The sequence below is a fragment of the Acidiphilium sp. 34-64-41 genome (assembly GCF_002282635.1).
GTDB lineage: Bacteria > Pseudomonadota > Alphaproteobacteria > Acetobacterales > Acetobacteraceae > Acidiphilium > Acidiphilium rubrum.
The window spans coordinates 1-19,512 of the sequence record NZ_NCJX01000085.1 but is presented as its reverse complement, the minus strand read 5'-3'; the positions used below and the strand labels follow the sequence as shown (position 1 = coordinate 19,512).

The 19,512-nt window shown below is 63.8% G+C and carries 17 protein-coding genes and 2 pseudogenes; 4 read left to right on the top strand and 15 right to left on the bottom strand.

All coding sequences use genetic code 11. From position 1 onward, the window contains the following. Positions 1–164: 164 nt before the first annotated feature. Complete coding sequence (locus B7X49_RS15010; RefSeq protein WP_286840022.1) at positions 165–326, bottom strand: hypothetical protein; 162 nt, start codon at positions 324–326, stop codon at positions 165–167. A 729-nt stretch (positions 327–1,055) separates the two neighbouring features. Here B7X49_RS15010 and B7X49_RS15005 point away from each other — a divergent pair. Further along, positions 1,056–1,907, top strand: a complete 852-nt coding sequence (locus tag B7X49_RS15005; RefSeq protein ID WP_286840019.1) for an SEC-C metal-binding domain-containing protein — start codon at positions 1,056–1,058, stop codon at positions 1,905–1,907. A gap of 34 nt (positions 1,908–1,941) precedes the next feature. After that, positions 1,942–2,487, top strand: a complete 546-nt coding sequence (locus tag B7X49_RS15000; RefSeq protein WP_286704611.1) for a DUF6398 domain-containing protein — start codon at positions 1,942–1,944, stop codon at positions 2,485–2,487. Between the two features lie 50 nt (positions 2,488–2,537). Here the strand turns inward: B7X49_RS15000 and B7X49_RS14995 are convergent, their stop codons facing one another. From B7X49_RS14995 to B7X49_RS14970, 6 genes and pseudogenes are all read right to left on the bottom strand, one after another. After that, entirely contained in the window at positions 2,538–3,134 is a 597-nt protein-coding gene (locus B7X49_RS14995) for an ArdC-like ssDNA-binding domain-containing protein (RefSeq protein WP_286840017.1), read from the bottom strand. A 249-nt stretch (positions 3,135–3,383) separates the two neighbouring features. Continuing rightward, positions 3,384–4,178: an enoyl-CoA hydratase/isomerase family protein gene (locus tag B7X49_RS14990; protein WP_286840014.1), complete on the bottom strand. Its 795-nt coding sequence runs from the start codon at positions 4,176–4,178 to the stop codon at positions 3,384–3,386. Further along, positions 4,178–4,519, bottom strand: a complete 342-nt coding sequence (locus B7X49_RS14985) for a Zn-ribbon domain-containing OB-fold protein (RefSeq protein ID WP_286704614.1) — start codon at positions 4,517–4,519, stop codon at positions 4,178–4,180. The genes B7X49_RS14990 and B7X49_RS14985 overlap by 1 nt, the downstream gene beginning before the upstream one ends. Further along, entirely contained in the window at positions 4,512–4,958 is a 447-nt protein-coding gene (locus B7X49_RS14980; protein ID WP_286840030.1) for a thiolase C-terminal domain-containing protein, read from the bottom strand. The genes B7X49_RS14985 and B7X49_RS14980 overlap by 8 nt, the downstream gene beginning before the upstream one ends. A 60-nt stretch (positions 4,959–5,018) precedes the next feature. After that, positions 5,019–5,621 (bottom strand): annotated as a pseudogene (locus B7X49_RS14975) (beta-ketoacyl synthase N-terminal-like domain-containing protein); the annotation flags it as partial. A gap of 54 nt (positions 5,622–5,675) precedes the next feature. Beyond that, positions 5,676–7,175 carry an AMP-binding protein gene (locus tag B7X49_RS14970; RefSeq protein ID WP_286840027.1) on the bottom strand — a complete coding sequence of 500 codons (1,500 nt, stop codon included), beginning with the start codon at positions 7,173–7,175 and terminating at the stop codon, positions 5,676–5,678. Positions 7,176–7,295: 120 nt separating this feature from the next. On the opposite strand from B7X49_RS14970, the pseudogene B7X49_RS14965 reads away from it, so the two are divergent. Continuing rightward, a pseudogene (locus B7X49_RS14965) lies at positions 7,296–7,727 on the top strand (transposase); the annotation flags it as partial. Between the two features lie 265 nt (positions 7,728–7,992). Here B7X49_RS14965 and B7X49_RS14960 read toward each other — a convergent pair. The 7 genes from B7X49_RS14960 to B7X49_RS14930 all read right to left on the bottom strand — a co-directional run bounded on the left by B7X49_RS14960 (position 7,993) and on the right by B7X49_RS14930 (position 17,503). Next, complete coding sequence (locus tag B7X49_RS14960) at positions 7,993–8,490, bottom strand: phosphatase (protein ID WP_286840010.1); 498 nt, start codon at positions 8,488–8,490, stop codon at positions 7,993–7,995. Continuing rightward, positions 8,487–11,654, bottom strand: coding sequence for an exodeoxyribonuclease V subunit beta (locus B7X49_RS14955; RefSeq protein ID WP_286840007.1), 3,168 nt, complete (start codon positions 11,652–11,654; stop codon positions 8,487–8,489). Before B7X49_RS14955 ends, B7X49_RS14960 begins: the two co-directional genes overlap by 4 nt. Then, complete coding sequence (locus B7X49_RS14950; RefSeq protein ID WP_286840004.1) at positions 11,654–14,338, bottom strand: PD-(D/E)XK nuclease family protein; 2,685 nt, start codon at positions 14,336–14,338, stop codon at positions 11,654–11,656. The genes B7X49_RS14955 and B7X49_RS14950 overlap by 1 nt, the downstream gene beginning before the upstream one ends. Before the next feature lie 115 nt (positions 14,339–14,453). Further along, the gene (locus B7X49_RS14945) at positions 14,454–16,064 is read right to left on the bottom strand and encodes an E2 ligase fold family C protein (RefSeq protein WP_286840002.1); all 1,611 of its coding nucleotides are present in this window, start codon (positions 16,062–16,064) and stop codon (positions 14,454–14,456) included. 3 nt (positions 16,065–16,067) lie between these two features. Further along, positions 16,068–16,583 carry a Mov34/MPN/PAD-1 family protein gene (locus B7X49_RS14940; RefSeq protein ID WP_286839999.1) on the bottom strand — a complete coding sequence of 172 codons (516 nt, stop codon included), beginning with the start codon at positions 16,581–16,583 and terminating at the stop codon, positions 16,068–16,070. After that, positions 16,580–16,981, bottom strand: coding sequence for a putative metal-binding protein (locus B7X49_RS14935; RefSeq protein WP_286840024.1), 402 nt, complete (start codon positions 16,979–16,981; stop codon positions 16,580–16,582). The genes B7X49_RS14940 and B7X49_RS14935 overlap by 4 nt, the downstream gene beginning before the upstream one ends. A gap of 78 nt (positions 16,982–17,059) precedes the next feature. Continuing rightward, positions 17,060–17,503 (bottom strand): DUF2604 domain-containing protein, encoded by a 444-nt coding sequence (locus B7X49_RS14930; RefSeq protein ID WP_286839996.1) that lies wholly within the window; start codon positions 17,501–17,503, stop codon positions 17,060–17,062. 98 nt (positions 17,504–17,601) lie between these two features. Here B7X49_RS14930 and B7X49_RS14925 point away from each other — a divergent pair, with 98 nt between their 5' ends. Continuing rightward, on the top strand, positions 17,602–18,522 hold the full coding sequence (locus B7X49_RS14925) for a WYL domain-containing protein (protein ID WP_286839993.1): 921 nt from the start codon (positions 17,602–17,604) through the stop codon (positions 18,520–18,522). A gap of 253 nt (positions 18,523–18,775) precedes the next feature. Here the strand turns inward: B7X49_RS14925 and B7X49_RS14920 are convergent, their stop codons facing one another. Next, positions 18,776–19,300, bottom strand: coding sequence for a 3'-5' exonuclease (locus B7X49_RS14920; RefSeq protein WP_286839990.1), 525 nt, complete (start codon positions 19,298–19,300; stop codon positions 18,776–18,778). Positions 19,301–19,512: the final 212 nt, after the last annotated feature.

Genomic DNA, 19,512 nt, shown 5'->3' with positions numbered 1-19,512 from the left:
CGGCTCCGGAAGAAGTCCCATCGGCATCCGCCGTCACCGCCGTCGAGCCGGAGACCGCGACCGAAGCAGCAACAGAGACCACGACGGATGCCGTGACCACGACAAAGCTGCGGAAAAAGCCGATCATCAAGCAGGGTAAAGTCAAGATCTGAGCCGTCGTCGTCTTATCGGGTTTCCTCGGTTTCGGATTGTCCTTCGGCAAGCCACTCCTTGACCTCGATGTCGGTGTCGATGAGGGCGAACGGCCCCCCATCATCTGCGGTATCGACCGTGGCCCGGAAAGCCACGGTCCATTGCGGCAGGTCCTCCGCCGGGGTAGTTACCACACCGTTAGCAAGGCAATGATAACCACCGATCCCTTCGGCGATCGTTTCAAGGAATGTGCGGTAGCGCGGTTCGTCGTGCCGCGGGGCAGCGGCGACAATTCCGCTAATGATAGCTGCAAGTTCGACGTCGGTTGCGAGATTTTTGCCATGTCGGGATCTCCTGTCAGGAACCGATTTCGATGATGTTCTGCTCCGTGATCCGGATGCGTGGTGCCCGGTCGGGCCGGGGACGCTTCCCCGGGCGGGTCCGGAATTCCCGGACCGACCAGGTGATCGCCGTGCGGTTCTCGACCACGCGTATCGCGCGGCATATGCGAGATTGGTGCGCCGTGAAGGCCGCCACCCTCAGCGTGCCGGCGAACCTGTCCGGATCACGCCGTCGGCGGTTGCCAAAAAGAGGCGGCCCGAAGCCGAAATCCGCTCTATGCAACCCATCACGACATCCTGGACGAAATAACAGCAGCCGCGGCAGGGCCAGGACCGTCGAAGGACCTGGCGGCGCGAGTGACGGAACTTGAGGCGGAGTTTGCTCGGCTGCGTGCCGACGCCCGACGGCACGCAGAGGAAAAGCGCATGCTGGCGAGCGAGAACCTAATCCTGCTGCATTGCGCAACAATAGGCGAGGATCACTTGGATGCGCACGACCTCGCCACAAATAGGCACAAGCAGTCGGCTCAGTTCGAGATCCACAGCGTCTGAACCCGACAAAAAGAGAGGAGATAACGTTCAATGGATGGCATACAAGGCGTTGATTCTTACGGCGATGATCCCGCCCCGGTTCGTCAATTGCTTATGATTGGCGAGACTGGCTTCTGCACCCTCGCGGAATGGCCCGATTATCCCGCATCTTTCGGCCTCGATCAGCTTCACGTCGGCGCGTTGATCAGAATGGCTTGCGATGCCGAGTTGCACGACGGCGATCCGAACTCCAGCGCAGTCTGGGCACCCGTCCATGCCTGGCGCGCTCTAGCTCAGTTGCGGGCCGAGACGTCGGTTCAACCCTTGCTCGCCCTTCTGAAGATGCGCGAAGATGATGATGCGGTCGATCTCGAGCTTCCAGTTGTATTCGGCATGATTGGGCCGGCGGCCATTCCGCATATTGCCGGATTCGTGAGGGACCGAGGGAACACCTCTCGTGCCGTTGCAATAGCACTATCCGGGTTGCAGGAAATAGCCGAACGAAATCCAGACTGTCGCGGTGAATGCATAGAGATCCTGGTGCAAAGGCTGGAACCGAATTCCGACACGGACGCGGCGATCAATGGATTTGCCGTGTCGACACTGATAGATTTGCACGCGGTTGAGTCGATTGATATGATACGTGACGTATTCCGGCGTAACGATGTTGACATCTCAATCGCTGGCGATGTTGAGGATGTGGAAATCGAACTCGGGCTGAGAGAGAATCGTGCAACATCAGCACCGCGCTATTCGATTATGCCCTCGGATTGGGCGCCATCGCAACGTTCTGATCGCCTAATGCCTGATATTCATGTGCCATCTGAACCGAAGAAAATCGGCCGCAATGACCAATGTCCTTGCGGTAGTGGCAAGAAATACAAAAAATGTTGTTTGATATAGATGATGCCATCATCAGACTAACGGGAACAGGTTTATGGAAATGACGACAACGAAATCGATGAAAGTTCCAAAATGCTGGGAGGGCCCGTTAGCTGCGTTGATTGCGTTGACCGACGGGTTCTGCGACGAACATCTCGATCATGAGTATGCCGAGCTGGCCCGCTATGCGATCGCAGCACTTTGTCGAAAGCGGCCGAGCCCCCTGACCAATGGCCACTCGCAGACCTGGGCCTGCGCTGTGCTTTATGCCCTGGGGCAAGTCAATTTTCTGAGTGATAGATCGACAGCGCCTTATATGGCGATGGCTGACCTTTGCGGCTATTTTGGCATTGCCCCGAGCACTGGTGGCAACAAGGCCAAGCTGGTACGAACGGCACTGTCCATGCATCAGTTTGACCACAATTGGACGCTGCCAAGCCGCCTCGAAAGCAGTTCCCTCTCCTGGCTGATCGAAGTGGACGGACTAATCGTTGACGCACGCCAATTGCCCGTCGATATGCAAGAGGTCGCGGTCCAAAAAGGCCTCATTCCCTTCGTCTACAAGCGGATCAGCGAAACCCAAATCGAAACCAAATTATGACGACCTGGCCACTCTTCAATAGACTACAACAAGGACACTTGCAGCAACACCTATTTCGCGCAGCTCGTTGTGGGCGAACGCCGCATCGCTCCTGAACGCACCTTTCGGCGGCAGGTAGATGCAGTGCAGTGCCGTGACGGGACGAAACGAGCCTGCGAGCCGCCGTAGTGGATCGTGGCACCGCTGTTGTCGAGGATCGTCTGGACCGCCTCGGGCGTACGCCAGAGCTCGGCTGCGATCCCCGGTGGGTTATAGACGGGAATGCCGTCGATCTGGGTCGCATGAAAGACGATGGAGGCGCGCAGCATGAAGAACGGGCACGCCCCCTCCCCTGCGGCATCAGGAGAGACGAGACACGTATTCCCGTCCTCGCCGCCCCGCCCCTGAAGATTGCGGTAGAACACGACGGTGGTGCCGCGTTCGCCCTTGCGGACCTGCCAGCCACGGGCTTGCGCCTGCCGGTATGAGCACCAGCGCGGATCGCCGTTGAAAGCCGCGTCCTGCATCATGCGGAGCAGCAGGTTGTTGATCCCACGATAGATCCGTCCCGTTGTCGGGTTCATCGGCGCGCCGGCGATGCCCTGATCCCAGCCCCGCTGCCATGGCAGCACGTCGCGTTCCAGCGCAGCGAGGATCTTGTCAGTCAACAATATGTTTTCTGAGCAATTTCAATGATAAGAACGTTTCAAGAAATCTAATACACCGTGCTCAGTTCTCCTGCCTTTCACATCAATTACTGTGCTCAGGCTCACTATACGCGCCCGGTCAACTCGTTCGCCGTCTGTGCCCACCACCGTTTCGCGATGAGCTCGCGCGATGTGTGTGATTCATTTCCTTGTACGCACTCATTGCAACCAAAAAGACGCTCATCAACTCGCCCTGCAGGCTGAGGTCGTCTACCGAGCGTGGAAAATAGCTTCCCTTTTCTCGCGAAACGCGGCCGTACCTTCCTGGATATCTTCGGTCTGGCCAAGGTCATAGAACGAACGGGATTCGAACTTGAGGGCCTCGTCAAGCGGCATCGCCGCTGTGCGCACCATTACGTCTTTCGCGAAACGCTGCGCGAGCGGCGCCCGAGACGCGAGCATCGCCGCATACTTCATCGTTTCGTCGAGCAGTTTCTCTGACGGGAAAATGCGGTTCACGAGGCCAATCCGCAATGCGTGCTCAGCTCCAATTCTATCTCCAGAAAGGACAATCTCCATGGCGTTGCCATAGCCGACGATACGCGGGAGCCTGATAAGCCCGCCGTCACAGGCATGGAATCCCCATTTGACGTCCTGCAGGGCGAACTCGGCATTCGGCGTACAGAACCGTAAGTCGCAGGCGAGCGCAAGCTCAAAGCCACCTGAGATCGCAAAACCGTTGACCGCAGCAACGATCGGTTTACCGATATCCATGTTGCGCGTGATGCCGGCGAACCCGGGGCCATCCGTGTAGCGCCGGCGGAATTCGGGCGCCGGCCGGCCGGCGAAGTTGATAGTGTAGGTCTTCAGATCCGCTCCGGCACAGAAGGCCTTGTCGCCGACGCCGATCACGACCGCTGCGCGAGCGGTGTCGTCGCGGTCGAATTCCTTCCAGGCCTCGACCATCTCATCATTGGACGCGAAATCGAGCGAATTCATTTTCTCCGGACGATTGATCTTGATCAGCGTTACGTTGTCGTGTTTCTCGGTGATGATGTCGGTCATCATTGACGTTCCTTCGCTAAATCGAAAAAAACGATTTCTTCTTGGTGTCCGACGCAACATACGGTTACGCCCGAAGTGAGGGCTTCTATCTCGCCCGCCCACCGGCCCGTGACCCGCAGGCCACAGTCGAGATCAGCAACCATAACCACGTACGGCGCCTGGCCCTTGAAGCGCGTCGGCGCGCGGCGGATCACGGTCCACGAAACCAGTCGTCCGGTACCGGCCACGCGGATCTCGCCCATCGGATTAGAACCGCAGGACCTGCAGATCGACGACGGACCGACGTCCAGCATGCCGCAGGCCGGGCAGCGCACCGCAACAAACTCGGTGTTCTCAAGCATTGGGAGCCCCAAGGATGTTGACCGTGCACGCGACGCCCGTACCGCCGAGGTTGTGCGTCAACCCGATGCGCGCGCCGGCCACCTGATTGGGATGCTCACCGCGAAGCTGGAGAACCGTCTCGTAAATCTGTCCGATGCCGGTAGCACCAACGGGATGTCCCTTCGAAAGCAGTCCGCCACTCGGGTTGATTGGCCGGTCGCCGCCGACGGCAGTCCTTCCCTCAGCCGCGAAAATACCGCCCTGACCGCGCGGAATGTAACCCAGATCTTCCGCATCAATGATTTCTGCGATGGAGAAGCAGTCATGAAGTTCCACAAAATCTATGTCGGATGGACCAATTCCCGCCTTTCCATATGCGAGCTTGGCCGCATCTACCGTCGCTTCGAATGTACAGAGGTCTGGATGACCTGCGATGCGTGCACTTCCCCTCGTCTGCACGGAAGCCAGCACTCGGATTGGGGAGCGCTTGAGAGAACATGCTCGGTCAGCCGCGACCAGTACGACAGCCGCGGCACCATCGCTCGCCGGACAGCAATCGAACAAGCGCAGCGGGTCGCAGATCGGAGTAGATTGTTCGATCTGCTCGAATGTGAGAGAGGCTCCCATCTGCGCCAAGGGGTTTAAAAGTCCGTTGGCCTTGTTCTTGCGGACGACGGCCGAGACTTGGTCCCGCGTGGTGCCGTAGCGTTCTGCATGGACGCGCCAAGCCAAGCCAAACAATCCAGGAAACGTCAATCCGCTGCCACCATCGCTGCGGTTGTCTAGCGCGCAGTTTAGAGCAGCCGTAATGGTTGCTGTGTCGGCGGAGGTCATCTTCTCTACACCCACTGCGATCGCGACATCACACATGCCGCTGGCGATCGCCATATAGGAGTGCCGAAAGGCAATACCGCCGGAAGCGCAGGCGCCCTCGACCTTGGTGCAAGGAATCTGCGGTAGTCCGAGGCCGTCCGCAACGAGACCCGCAAGCACTTCCTGGCCGGTCAGCGGCCCGGAAACGAAGTTACCAAGATACAGCGCGCCGACTTCGTCGCGCGATATTCCTGAGTCCGCGATCGCGGCCGCAGCTGCTCGGATAGCGAGCGTCTGAATGTCTGTATCCGGGTGCTTGCCGAAGACGGACGGTGGAACCTATCCCGGCGATGACGACATCTCTCACGATTGGCACTCCGATTTTAGCTTCTCCCGAAGCTCCGTCTTGAGGACTTTTCCGTAGTTGTTCTTCGGAAGGTCTTTTATCCGCCGGTAGAGCTTCGGACGCTTGAAGCGGGCAATATTATCGAGACACAGTTGGTCGAATTCCGCATCGGACACAGACTGATCTGGTTTGATGACAACGAACGCGACCACGTCCTCTCCCCACTCCGCGTTCGGCCGTCCGATGACGGAAACCTCTGCGACCGCCGGGTGCCTCAAAAGAACTTCCTCGATCTCGCGCGGATAAATGTTGCTTCCACCGCTGATGATCATGTCCTTGGACCGGTCGAGCAGCGTAAGGAAACCTCTCCCGTCGAGATAGCCTACGTCTCCGGTGTACAGCCAACCGTTCCTGAGTGCCGACGCCGTCGCGGCTTCATTCCCCCAATATCCGGACATCGTACAGTCGCTGCGCGTGACCACCTCGCCGGTCTCACCCAGTGGAAGGTCACGCCCATCATCGTCTACAACACGTAGTAGGCAGCCCGTGCGGGCAACTCCGCAGGATCCAAGTCGCTCAGCGACACTACCACCGTCGGAGACGATGTGAGCCGCTTTGGACAGACCAGCTATTGTCATCGGCGACTCGCCCTGGCCGTAGATTTGGTAAAGCGTCGGCCCGAAAATCTCGAGCGCCTGCTCCAGATCGGCAACGTACATCGGGCCTCCGCCGTAGTAGATGGTGCGGAAACTGCGAACTTTTGCAGACGCGGCAAAGCCGCCTCCGATCATACGCGTCAACATCGTCGGGGCCGCGAACATCGAAACGTTGTCGTGGCGTTCGAGCACTTCAGCGATCTCGGCAGTATCGAACGACGGAAGAACAATGTTGTGCGCTCCCTTCAGCAAAAATGGGAGTGAATACAAGCCCGAAGCATGTGACATCGGCGCAGCGTGGAGCTTTGTATCATCCGAGGTGACGGTGTCGACGTCGGCGTAATAGCTCATCGTCATGAACAGCAGATTGCGATGGCTCAGCATCGCTCCCTTTGGCCGGCCGGTTGTGCCACTCGTGTAGAATATCCAGGCGATATCTCCAGAGTGAAGTTGCACCGGCGGCAGCGGCTCATTTGAGGCCATCCACTCGTACTCGTCACTTTCGGTCGAGATCACGCGGATGCCGGAGGACGAGATCGAACTGCTCAACCTCGCGAGTCTTGGAGTTCCAATCAGTAGACCAGCAGAGCAGTCCGTTGCGATATGCAAAACCTCACGTTCGTGCAACTTGGCGTTGACTGGAACTGCACATAATCCCGCTGTCCAGCAAGCGAAGAGGCATTCAAGGACCTCCGCACAGTTATCCATCCACAACACCACGCGATCTCCGCGTTGGAGGCCCATAGCGGTAAATGCCGCGGCGACGGCCCCGAACCGCTGCACGAATTCTGCGTATCCCCTGGTTTTTCCGCCGGCGGTGACGGCAGGCAATGTCGCAAAGGACCGAGCCGATTTGACCATCAATGACGCTAGATTCACCAGTTATACTCACTAATTTACATCATGCACGAAGGTCGGCGAACAACGTGTAGGCCATTGATACGGTGTGTGAGTTTGCTGTCGAGACAAACCTTTACCACGGTGGAATACCATGCATGCCTCGGTTACAAATACCCATTTCTCCCTGGTCTGTCACCTGTTGCCCTGGCAAGTTCATCGAGACCCGGTTCAATGGCGATGTGCAGTTTTCCGACGGTGGGTTACTGGCTCTTCGGCCAGTCGGGCAGAGGTTGGGAATCGTGTAGTGCCTTACCATCTGCATCGACGACCCGCGCATGCAGGGCCCTGTGGTTCGTGGACTCGATGAGATCACCGGGTTTCGCATCCTGATGATCGCGGTTGGCTACGAAGATGGCAACGACGCTGGCTGGTTGCGCCGCGATCCGGTAGCTAGCAACGGAGAGCCTGCCCGAGTTGGCGGATCTGTGCTCGCAGGCGACGACCTCGCGCTCAACGAAGCTGCCCGGACCCCGCGCGCTACTGCGCATAGGCGTGGCGATGGTCGAGTATTATTGATCAGGTTTCCGCAGAGTGCCCACTCGATGGTCAATAGGTCGAATTGCGCATTGTAACTATTGAACTTTCTGGTCAGGCTCCGAACCCATACCAACTGCGATACCACCGGGGTCAAGGGGCTGGATTTCCGAATTCTCTCCAGCATTGCTACCCGCCATAAGCGCGCTCCCATCGCAAACAAGCTTCGGGAGAAACGCCCCTCGCTCATTTCACTGAAGCTGGGGGACACTCTACCCCGTCCCTGACCACAGGAAGCGTGCGATTAGGATTTCGCTGGCGGCAGGTATTTCGCCCAGTTCAGCCGCACATAGTCCGCCATGCCCTGAGCGGGCGCATAGGGCGGGTAAAGCTTGCGGAAGGCGGCCAGAGCCGCTGCGGGCTCTTGAGACCCTAGTGCGTCGGTGTGCTTCAGCAGATAGAGCAAGGCGATCGACGGCGACCGCGAAAGGCCCTGGTTGCAGTGGATCAAGACCTTGGCGCTTGCGATATTGCGGTCGACAGCGCCCAGCGCCGTGTCCACGATTATCGGCGCGATGAAGGCGACCTGCGCAACATCGACCAGGTTGAGGATCAATCGCCCTGGTCGCTCCGCCAGCAAATATTCCGGGTGCTGCTTCGGCGCCCCCTGCGCGGTGTAGCCAAGCGCATGGCGGTGATAAGGCTCCTTGCAGGCGTGCACCACAAACCAGCCGGCCTGACCGCGAATGGCCGCCTCATCGTCCTGAGATCCGACGAAGAGGTTGGGATATACCTCGATCATGGCGCGCCCCCGTCATTCCCCGATCTGGCCACCCGCAGAAGAGCGCCGACAATCGGCATGTGAATGAAGAGTTCCTCACAGGGCCGGCCAGTGGCCGCCCGCACCGCCTCAGCGTAGACGGCGAGCTGCGGGGCATAGTGGATCGCCCGGTCCGCCCACTGATCGGGCGACCCCGGGAAGCTTTTGTGATCGATGATGGCGAACCCCGTGGCCGTCTCGATAAGCAAGTCGATCCGCCCGGTCGCGAGTTGCTCGCCCAGGGTCGCGGTCACCGGAACTTCCGGCCTGCGCTGTGCCGTCGGCCATCTTTGGTTCAGCGCCCCGTGAAGACGATCAGACGCTTCGAGTGCGTTACGCGCAGAGAACCCGGCGACACCCCACCGGTCGAGGATGGCTTGGGCGTCCGCCTCGCGCACGGCAAGGGTGCGGCCCGGACTGTCGTAGGCCAGGATGGCATGAACGGCTTCGCCAAGGCTCGCCATGTCGCTGACGCCGTCGAGCCGAAGCCGCGGGCCAAGATCCAGCGTCTCAACGATACGCCAGCCCGCCTCCCCCTGAGCAGCGCTTGGCCGCAGATGCAGCGGCGCCGCTGCCGGCCGCTCTGGGGCTGCCGGCCGAACAAAGGTCTGTTGGATAGCCCGATCTGCGGCGTCATCGCCGGCGGCAAGGGGCTGCACATCCGCGACGAAGGTCTCATCGCCCACTTGGATCAGGTTGTCGCCTTCGGGTGGGAACGTCAGCCGCGGCGGCCCATCTGGCGCGTCGAGAACTTTCAGCCAGTTCAGAGTCCCCTTGGCCGGGGGAGCAAACACCAGATAGTCGCGCGCCCGGGTCACCCCGACATAGAGTAGGCGGGTGTCTTCCTGCACGGCCCTACGCGAGGCGGCCTGGCCCATGACCGACCCCACAGCGCTGACCTCAAGATCGCTTCCCGAACCGGAGAGCCCGTAAGGCCAAGGCCAGTAGCGGATCCACCGGTTCGCCAAGGGCCGGCGCCAATCGAGCTCACCATCCACCTCCGCGGCCGGCTCGAACAGCCGTGCCTTGGGATCCCAAGACAGGCTGGCCAACACCACCATCGGCCATTCAAGGCCCTTGGCGCCATGGTAGGTCATCACCTGGATCGCGTCGGCGGCAAGGCTTGGCGGCCGCTCCGGATCGGCGGCCTTCAGCGCCAGCAGGAAGCCCGATGGGGTCGCCGGCGCGCCGGACGACAGACATTCGGCCTCATAGGTCCGCGCGAACCCCCGCAGGGCCTCCAGATCGTCAAGCCGGATCGCGTGGTCGCCCCATCCCTCGACCTTGGCGATGACCTGCGGCAGCGCCAGGATCGCATCGAGCGCCTCGGCCGGGGTTAGGGCAAGGATGTCAGACCGCAACGCGGTCAGCGCCGACGCAATCGGCACCTCGGCAAGCAATTGCTCCTCGCCCTCCTCCGCAGCGGCGTGCAGCCAGGCGTCGGACTCCGGGTCGTCGCCGAAGAAGCGCGCCATCTCGGCCAAAGCCAGGCGATCGGAGGGATCGGCGATCCAGCGATAGGCGGCCAACGCCAGCTCAACGTGCGGCGTGCGCGCCAAACCCTGACGTTCGACCGCCACCGGCAGGCCTTCCCGGCTCAGCGCCGCCGCGAACCGCCTCACATCGGTATTGGTGCGACAAAGCACGGCGATGTCGCCGACCCGGAGTGGCCGGAAAACGCCCGCTGGTTCTTCGACCGTCCAGGTCCTCGCGTCGTCAAGCGCGCGGCGCACGCCGCGGGCCAGGCCGGCCGCCTGTTCTTCGACCTTGCCCATCAGGGGCCAGTAGGCCAGCGCCTCCTTGTCGAAGCCGACGTCGCTGCGGGCCGCTCGGGAAAAGGCATGCCGCTCCGGCGGCAGGCCCATGCGCTCAAAGGCTGGACCGAAGGCGGCGTTGGCGAGGCGCACAATGTCAGGCCGGCTGCGCCAGGACACCGACAACACATCACCTTCTGCCGCCGCGGCCGCGCCGGCAAAAGCTGCTTGGGTTAGTTCGGTATCGGCGCCGCGGAACGCATAGATCGCCTGCTTCGGATCGCCCACCCAGGTGCTGGCGTCGGCGATCTCGGCCAGGGCCGTGAACACCGCCAACTGCAGTGGGCTGGAGTCCTGAAACTCATCCACAAAGACCCGGCTGATCCGCTCCTGCAACCGGCCGGCCAGCTCAGGGTCGCTCAGGACCTGAAGTGCCAGGGCCTCCTGATCGGTGAAGTCGACCAGGCCGCGCTCCGCCTTGTGCGCCTCGTAGGCGTGCAGTGCCTGGGCCGCGCAGCTGAAGATTTCGCGGATAAAGCGCACCCCATCGGCCCGCAGCCGGGGATGCTCACCGTGCCGCCCGGCGGCCGCGGCCACGCTTTGCAAAGCCCGGTCATAGTCCCGGCCGTCCTTGGTGGGCGCACAACTGACCTTGCAAAGGCCGGCCCAGACCGACCAGGTCAGCGCTTCGCCACGGGACGTGCGAATGTGGGCGGCCCGCACCCGGTCGATCCCGCCTTTGACCGCGGAAGCGCTCGGTGTCGCAGGGGCGTGGGCGACGGCCTCGGCCAGGGCGGCGGCCAAGGCCGCATCCAGCGGCGCGGCGTCTGCCGCTGGCGGGGTGAACAGCTCCAAATAGCTGGCCACTGAGCGTTCCGCCGAAGCCGCCAAGGCGTCAGCGGACAGGCCGTTGGCGCGGGCCAAGGTCAGGATAGACCGCACCGTCTTGCGCCAGTCCGGCGGATCGCGGCCCGGCGGTTGCGGATCGTCATGACCGAAGGCTTCCGCCAGCTCATTGAGGATCGCCGCATGGGTCCCGATCGCCCCGTCAGCGGCAATGGCGAAGATCAGCGGCTCCTGGGTGTCGGCGATGACATTGGTGGCGGTCGAGCGGCCGAGCTCCAGGGCGAATTCGCCCACGATCTGGCCGCAGACGGCATTGACCGTGCCAAAGCGTGCGCCCAACAACCGGCCAGCCAGGTCCACCCGACCCTGACCGAACAGAGCGGTGCGCGCCCGTTGCACCAATTCGTCGGCGGCGCGGATGGTGAAGGTGGTGGCCACGACCTCCTCAGGCGGTCGCGTGGCCACATCCACGGCGATGTCGCCCACGATGCGCGTGGTCTTGCCGGCGCCGGCAGCGGCGGTGACCACCTGGATCGTTCCAGCCATCAGAGCGCCTCCACGCCAACCCGGCAAAGGCCGGTCAGATCACAGAACCGACACGGCTCCTTCGACGCTTCGAACATCAGCTCCGCCGGCCGGTGATCCGCCGCTTCGCCCACCCCCGTCGCCAAGAGGTTGCCGCCATCGAGTTGGGAGCGCCAGAGCGCCACGTCGTCGATCACCCCATGCAAGGTCTCGTCGAGCCCGCGGACCGCCTCGATGTCCTCCTCCGCCAGCAAGGATCCGCGAGGTGCGAAGAGCCGCCGTTGTCGCAATAGGTAGTAGGCGCCGGTCGCGGCGGTGCCGGGCTCGGCGATGGCTCCGTAGACCGCCAACTGCACGGCGCGACCTTCGGCGATCTCCTCGCGATATCGCCGTGCCGAGCGGGTCCACTTCAGGTCGATCACGGCCGGCGTCGCCCCCTGACGCACCAGCAGGTCCAAACGGCCGTGCAAGGCCAAGCCGCCCACCTCGCCTTCGCGATCCAACTCAGCGCCGACCACCTCAAGGCTGCGCGCGTGCAGGGTCTGCACCAGCGCCTCCAGGGCCGCCGGGACTCGTTCGCGCGCCGCGGCCAGCTCGCCAGCGAATTCCGGCTGCTGAAGAGGGGCGGCCATCCTGGGCAGCAGTTCCTCGAATAGCGCGGCGGCCCGGCTTCGGATATCGGCGACCGCAGGCGGCGGACCAGGCGGTAGGAGGCGGTTGGCGATCTCATGGGCCAGGTTGCCGAACAGCTGGTTTGCCTCCGGAATTTCCGCAAACCGGCCCGCCCGCAGGCGCAGGACGTCCTGAGCGAACCAGCTCAACTGGCAATTCAACAGCCGGCCCAAGGTGGTGGCGCTCTCGCGGCGGTTCGCCAGACGGGCCAGCCCGGCTGCTGGGACCCGCCACCTGGCCCGCGGCGCCGGTGCATCCATGATGTCCACGGCCGCCCGAGACAGCACCCGCTGAGCCAGTTGCGCGGCCGGCTCCGCCAGAAGGCACTCGGCCCTCCAGCGGACAAGCTCGCCGGCTTGCTCGATCATGAGGTGGAGCTGATGCTCTAGCGGGTGAGCGACCGTCTCGTCGGCGCCGGACAGGGCCGGCCGGACAAACAGCGCCTGCTCGCCGGCCCGCAGCACCGCGTCAGCATAGCCGCCACTGATCCGCGCCGCCGCCTCAGGGGCCGACTCCAACCCCACGCCGGCGGCCGCCAGCACCGCCTGTTCCGCGCGGCTCCAGGTGGTGGGCGCCACCTTCTCGCCGGGTCCGACGAAACTCCACCAGACAAGCCGCGGGGCCGGCGCCCAAAGGGCGCCTGGCGTATGGATCGCGCGCAGTCCCCCAGCCTCCGCAGCATGACCTGGGTTGGCGACGCCCTCGGCCAGGACTTCGGCCAACACCCGTTCGATCAGCAGCGCCGGCAAGACCTCGAGCTCCAGGGCGTCGATGGCGCGGACAAAGGCACCCGCCGCGGCGCCGACGGCCAAAAACAGGGCGTCGCCGCGCCCCGCGTCGGTCGCCACGGCCCATGCGGCCACGCGGCCGGCAATCTGGCGCGCGTTGGCGACGCTCATGCCTTCGGCGCGGCCAAACTGGCCGCCCTGGGTCCAGGCCCGCCACTGCTCCACCCGGCGCGCCACCTTGCGCGCGGCCGCAGCTGGGTCGGGCTCGTCCTCGCGCTCCAGCAGGGTCGCCGCGATATCTTCCCACGCCTGCACCCACGCCGGGCCATCGAGCCCGGGCTCGGCGACAAGGACGCGGGCAAGCCGGCCCGCCGCGAATCGCCCGATGGGCGGGCGCGGCAGCATCAGCAGATTCAGGAGCGCCTTGGGATCAAACGGGCGCCAGGCAACCGCGAAGGCCAGGGGCAGGACCTGCAAGGCGCCCCGCCAGGGCGAGGGCTTGGAGAGGCCCAGCGCCGGAAGGCCGCGGGCCGCCAGGGCGTGGTCCAACAGCGCCGTGTCGCCATCCGGCGCCAGCACCACCGTGCCCGCCAACGAGGCTTGGCCACCGGCGGCCAGCCAGTCAGCCACCGCCTCGGCCGCCATCAGCGCAGTGTCCGCCTCGACCAGGGTGAACGAGCCGTCGCCTACCAAGACCTCGGACGGTTCGCCACGAAGGGTGGCCTGCACTCGGCCAAGATCCGTCGAAGGGCCAGCGGCGGGTTCGGCAACGCCGTCCTCCAGCACCACGCCGGCGCCCTGCAGGGCGTCCAGGAGGCGCCCCCAGGCCGGGGCAAAGCGCGCCCGGGGTTCCAGGAGGCGAAGCTTCTTGAGGCGCAGGCCCGGCCGCACGCCCACCGCCGTGACCAAGGCGGCCAGACGATCGGCAAGTCCGGCCGGCATCGGCGCACCGGCCGACTCCGCCGCAGCCAAATCATCTAGCCGGACAGACCCAAGGGCGGCCCCGGTCCACCCCCCAGCCGCCAGGGTGTCCCGCCAACCGAGCAACTGGACGGCGGTCGACCACGGGTCCTTGCTGAAAGAGGCCGACCAGAACCGGCTGTCGCCAGCGGCGCGCAGCTTCGCCACATAGGCCGCGATGCGAACCGCTTTGGGGACCGGTGGGCCAAGCAGGCCTAGTTGGGCTTCGAGTGCGTCGACCAACCCTGCAGGCCCTACGACCGCACAGTCCACCGCGCCCGCGCCGCCGCCGGGGTGGTCAGGGAACGTTCGCCCGTCCGCCGCCATGCCAAAGAAAAGCTGCATCCTGGCCCCTCCCCTGGGACGACATCATAGGCGCTTGGAAAGACACAATCTACGCGTGTTGCGACAACTTCACCTGCCGGCCGACACTGAGGCCTCGCCTCGACCTGCGAATACCCTATTTGACAACCTCAAGACCTGCGGCTTCGACAGGATCATCATCTTGGCGCGCGGGCGGCGGCAGGGCGGGAAGCCCGTGTTTGGCCCGGTATGCGCCGATGAAATCTGGGTCTTGGCAGATGCAGGGCGTGGCCGCCCCGGCGGGGGGCTTGCGGACATTGAGGCTCAGGCGCTTTCCGGCCGGCCGGGTCAGGTCGAGCACGGTCTTGGTTGGCAAGGCGATGGCGCGCAGCCCCGCGGCCTCCGCGACAACATCGGCGGCCAGCATCACCCCGGCCATCGCCGACTGGAACGCCAGCGGCGCCTCTAGCGGCGGGCGTCCCGCGCCCGTGGGAGCGAGACCACCCCCACAGATCGCCTTTGCGTAAAATTGGCGCAGGGGCTCGCCTGCGAATTTCAGCAGGCTTCCGGGCGGCAGGCCCAGACGGTCAGCGGCGTCCTGGACGAAAGCTTCACCCACCGGCTTGCCCAGCACCAGGAGGTCGCGCAACGGCAGAAGGTTAGCGGGATCCTCAGGCAAGCCGAGCGCCCGGGCGATCAACTGATCTTCATGGGGCACCACGCCGTCCGGAAGATAGAGGCAGGCCAAGCAGGCGTGGTCGCCCAGGAAGTCGTGGCGTGAGACCCCAAGGTCACCGGCCTGGGTCCAGGCGTTGAGTACCCGCTTGGGCAAGGCGGCTTGGACGGCGATGCGGTCCTCCGCGCTGTCCAGCGCCACAACCACACGCGGCAGAACGCAGTGCCCGCGGCCCTGAACATATTCATCCCAGCGCGTTACAAACGCCGTGGCGCGGAAGGAGCCCGTGGCGCACAGCGCCTGGCGGGACAACTCGACCTTGACTCGCCCCACATCGTCCTGGGTGGCCAGCACATACCGCTGCAGGTTGGAGAGCTCGACCCGCTCGTGATCGATCAGGTGCAGGTCGCCGGTTAGCCCGGGGACCCGCGCCAGGGCCCAGACCGCGCCATTCCCGATCGCCCCCAGGCCCACCAGGGCGGTTGACTCCAGGTTTACCGCCTCGAGATCGGGCCCTTGCAGGGCGTCCTTGCCGGTGGAGAAATCGAACAACGAGAGCACCGTGTTGCTGTCGAGCCGCCCGGCAGGCAGAAGATCCGCAAACACCGCGCGGAAGACATTGGCCGCCCCCTGACAGGCCGCCGCCCCCGCCCCAAACAACAGTCGACTGGCGCCGACCCCGCGCGGCGAGCGGGTCGAGACCTTGGCCAGCCACCGATCCGACCCGATGTAGATCGTCGTCGTGCCGGCCGGCGCCGCGGTGCGCCCCACCACCAATCGCACGGTGGCGGGATCAGTTGTCGACAAGGCGATGTCAGGATTGATCGCCAGCGCCAAAGCCTGCAGCCCCGGCAGAGCGGTCGCGGCGGCCTCATCGAGCGGCTTCAAGATCAAGATCGGATAGAGCCGGGCCAGCAGCCGGACCGACAGGTCCAACATGGCTCGGCCTTCATCGGCGGAGAAAGCGGCGCGATCGAACGCTAGCTCGATGACCTGGCTTTCGAGCCGCTCACGGATGACCTCCAGGTCGGCGCCGTTCAGCGCCTGGGCGGCGCTCAGCAGCGCCCGATCGAAAAAATTGGCGAGCGCCATGGATCAGCCTTCCAGCATAAGGGTGCGGGTGAGCTCGGCCGGCGGCAGTTCGCGCCACCAGGCGCTCTTGGAGCCATGCCACCAGGGTCGCTTGCTCAGGCGGAACACCGCGCAATCGTTCAGGGCGAAGGGCCGGACCGCGAAATCCGGCACCACGATGGACAGCGATCCCAAGGCCGTGGCGATGGCGTAACGGTCGTCGGTGTCGCTGTGATAGGCCTCGGTCGGATGGCTATGGATCTGTGCGATGAGCCGCAGACCCTGGCGGTGCAGGTAGATGTTGATGCGATGCAGCTCATCACCCGGGACGGACACTGCGAGGCCGTGCTCCGTCCGGTGTCCCTGCTGCTGGGGAACGATCACTTCGCTGACCCGGAATTGGTCACCGTCCACATGCCCGGCCCACAGCGCCATGCCTTCCAGGCCCTGGCGCCCGCTAGCGCTCAGGTGGCGCTGGGTCGCGTCCGCCACGGCGAGCGGCGTCCGCACGGTCGCCAGGAGCGAGAGACTCGCGGTCATGCCGCCATCAGCCCCTGATGCAGCGTATTGCGCATCTGGATCTGCCAGGCGGTGATGGTCTCCACCCCATAGGTAGAGATCTTGTCGGCGATGAAGAGCAGGCCGCCTTCACCGTGGCCGCGGTGCAGGAGCCAGTTGTCGCCCGTATGCGCCGGGTGGTCGTGATACTCGCGCACGCCCGGGAGGCATAGGAACGCCGGCGCGTCGCCATGGCCCTGGAGGATGGACTGCGGGCCGCTGGGCGTATTGCGGATAAACGGCAGCCCGACCCCTTCGAGGCTCAGCACCTTGCCGTTGAACGGATCGACGAATTTCACCGACGGTGGCCAGAGGTCGAAGTTCGTGAAGTCGATCTGCGCGCACACCGCCAAGGCGGCCGGCCGGACGTTTGGCGTGATGAACGTCCAGGCGGCGAAACTGTTCGACCTCGCGATCGAATTTGATCCGCGAGACTGCGGGATCCACCACTTGGCCGCTCATCCGGCGATCCCCGCCTTCAGGGTCAATGAGAGCAAGGCACCGTCCTTCAGATGGTAGGAACCGACGGTGCGATCCAGATCGAGGATCTCGCCCGCCTCGTTGCGCAGGTCCCAGTTTTCCAGCGGCTGGCCGACGTTTTCGCTCTTCTTCAGCGCCCGTTCGGCGACCCTGCGCAGCAGCTCGTCATGCTGCGCCTTGATCTTCACCTCGACGCCGCTGACCAGGACCACGAGGTCGATCTTGCGGTCGTGGTCGAGACGCTCTTCCTCCCGCTCGATGCGCTCTTCTTCGCGGTCGATGCGGGCCTGCTCCTCGTCCAGTCGCTCGCGCTCCCGCTCGATGCGCTCCTCTTCGCGCTCCAGCAGCACCTTCTCGCGCTCCAGGCGTTCGCGCTCCTCTTCCGTATGCTCGGCATCCGCCGTGTCGTCCGCAGTGCTCATGATAGCCTCCATCCAGCCCGCCACGACGGGTATAGAAACTATATGGATTGATTTTCCATCTGGGTCAAGAGACTATACGGATCATGGGAGACTCGCAGATGAACGACGAACGGACGGCCTTGCGGTGGAATGTCGAACGGCGGCTGAATTTCATCGAGCTGCGGCTCTATTGGGAGGGGCGCATCAATCGGGCCGACCTGGTCGATTTCTTCGGAATCAGCGTGCCTCAGGCCTCTCAGGACCTGGCGCGATATGACGAGCTGGCGCCCGGCAACCTAAGCTACGACAAGAACGCCAAGACCTATGTCGCGGGGCCTGACTTCGCGCCCGTGATTTCAGCGCCATCGGCGGATGGCTATCTGGCGCAGTTGCGCTCGCTGGCCACAGGCGGGCTCGCCGCGGGCGAATCGTGGATCGGCCGTCCCCCTTCTTTCGTCGGCGCGCCCAGGCTGCGGCGGGTCTACGATCGGGAGGTCCTGAGACGTCTCGTGCGTTGTATCCAGGATCGCCTGGAGCTTGATGCCCTATACCTCTCCTTCACCGACGACACGCCGTCCATTCGCCGTATCGCCCCCCACGCCCTGGGCTTCGACGGTCAACGCTGGCACGTGCGCGCCTTCTGCTTTCGCACCTTGAGCTATCGGGACTTCGTGATCGGCCGCCTGGAACAGTTGGGCGAGCCACAGCCAACCGCGGCGCGGCCGGAATGGGATCTGGAGTGGTCGGTGCAGGTGAACCTTTGCCTGGCGGCGAACCCCCGTCTGCCAAAGAACATGCGCGCGGCGGTCGAACACGACCACGGCATGCACGACGGCAAGGTCGAGGTCCCGCTGAGCGTCTGCTCGTCCTACTATCTGGAGAGCCAACTCAATCTCGACCTGGACCCCGAACACATCCCTGTGCGTCGCCAACAGTTGGTCCTGCTCAACCGAGAGGAACTGACGGAAGCCCGCATGGCCGCGAAGGCGAAGACTGCCGCTCTTGTCGCCGCCGCTGGCCTGACGGCTATCGCAAGCTGACGCCGTCGGCCGAAACGGCGTTCAGGCCGGCGGGCCTACCGCGGCGCCCCGTGCCGATACCAAGGGTTGGATCGATGGAAGCGCGCCACAGGTCCGACACCCCGGCCATGTCAGCGAACGACGGCCAGCACGACACGGCGGCCTCCACCTCCTGCACGATGGTTTTGGCACGCCCTCGCTTAAGGGAATGGTCTCAGCGCTTGCCGCGACTCGCCTCGGACGATTGAAGCTGGTGAGAACCTCGGTATCGGGATCAACCGATTTCCGCCTCGTCCATCCGCGCTTCGAGTTCATCCAGAAATGGTGAGCGTCCCCAATGCATCCGGCCGCGTCCAGTATCGACGTAGCCGGAATAGAGCATATGGATTTCGTCACGGGCGCGCGTGAGACCGACGTAGAACAGCCGCCGGCTCTCGCGGCGAGCGGCGGGCAATTCATTGCGCCAGGGCAAACTTCCGAGGTCGAGACCGACCATGATCACAACGTCGTATTCACACCCCTTTGCTGAATGCAGCGTCAGCAAGTTCAGATGCAGCGGAGAGCCGTCGCGGCCACCAAGGCTTGCAAGGTCGAGATCCGCGAGCGGTCCACCAACCGCTAGTGCCGCCGACATGCGATCCACCTGCTCACGTTGATCGGCGAGACCCGGCTCGGCCACCATTAGCGCATCGAGTATTCCCGCCCGCACCGCCGTCACGAAATCCCGGGCGAGCCCCTCCTCGACGCGAAGCGACCATAGAAGCTGCGTCAGGCGCTTTGACTCATCTCGGGCCTGCACCTCTGAGATCCGAGTGCGATGAAATCCTAGCCAGCGATCGAGCAGTCCACGCAACTGCGGCCGGGCCTCTCGCCAGCCACCGGCGCACCACGCGGCGCAATCCTCAATCCAGCTGTCAAATCGCGTCCAAACGCGACCCCCTTTTCGCGTCCAATTCCGACCCCTTTGGGCGTTAGAAACAGCGTTAGCGGCGGGGGCTTATCCACGTAGTG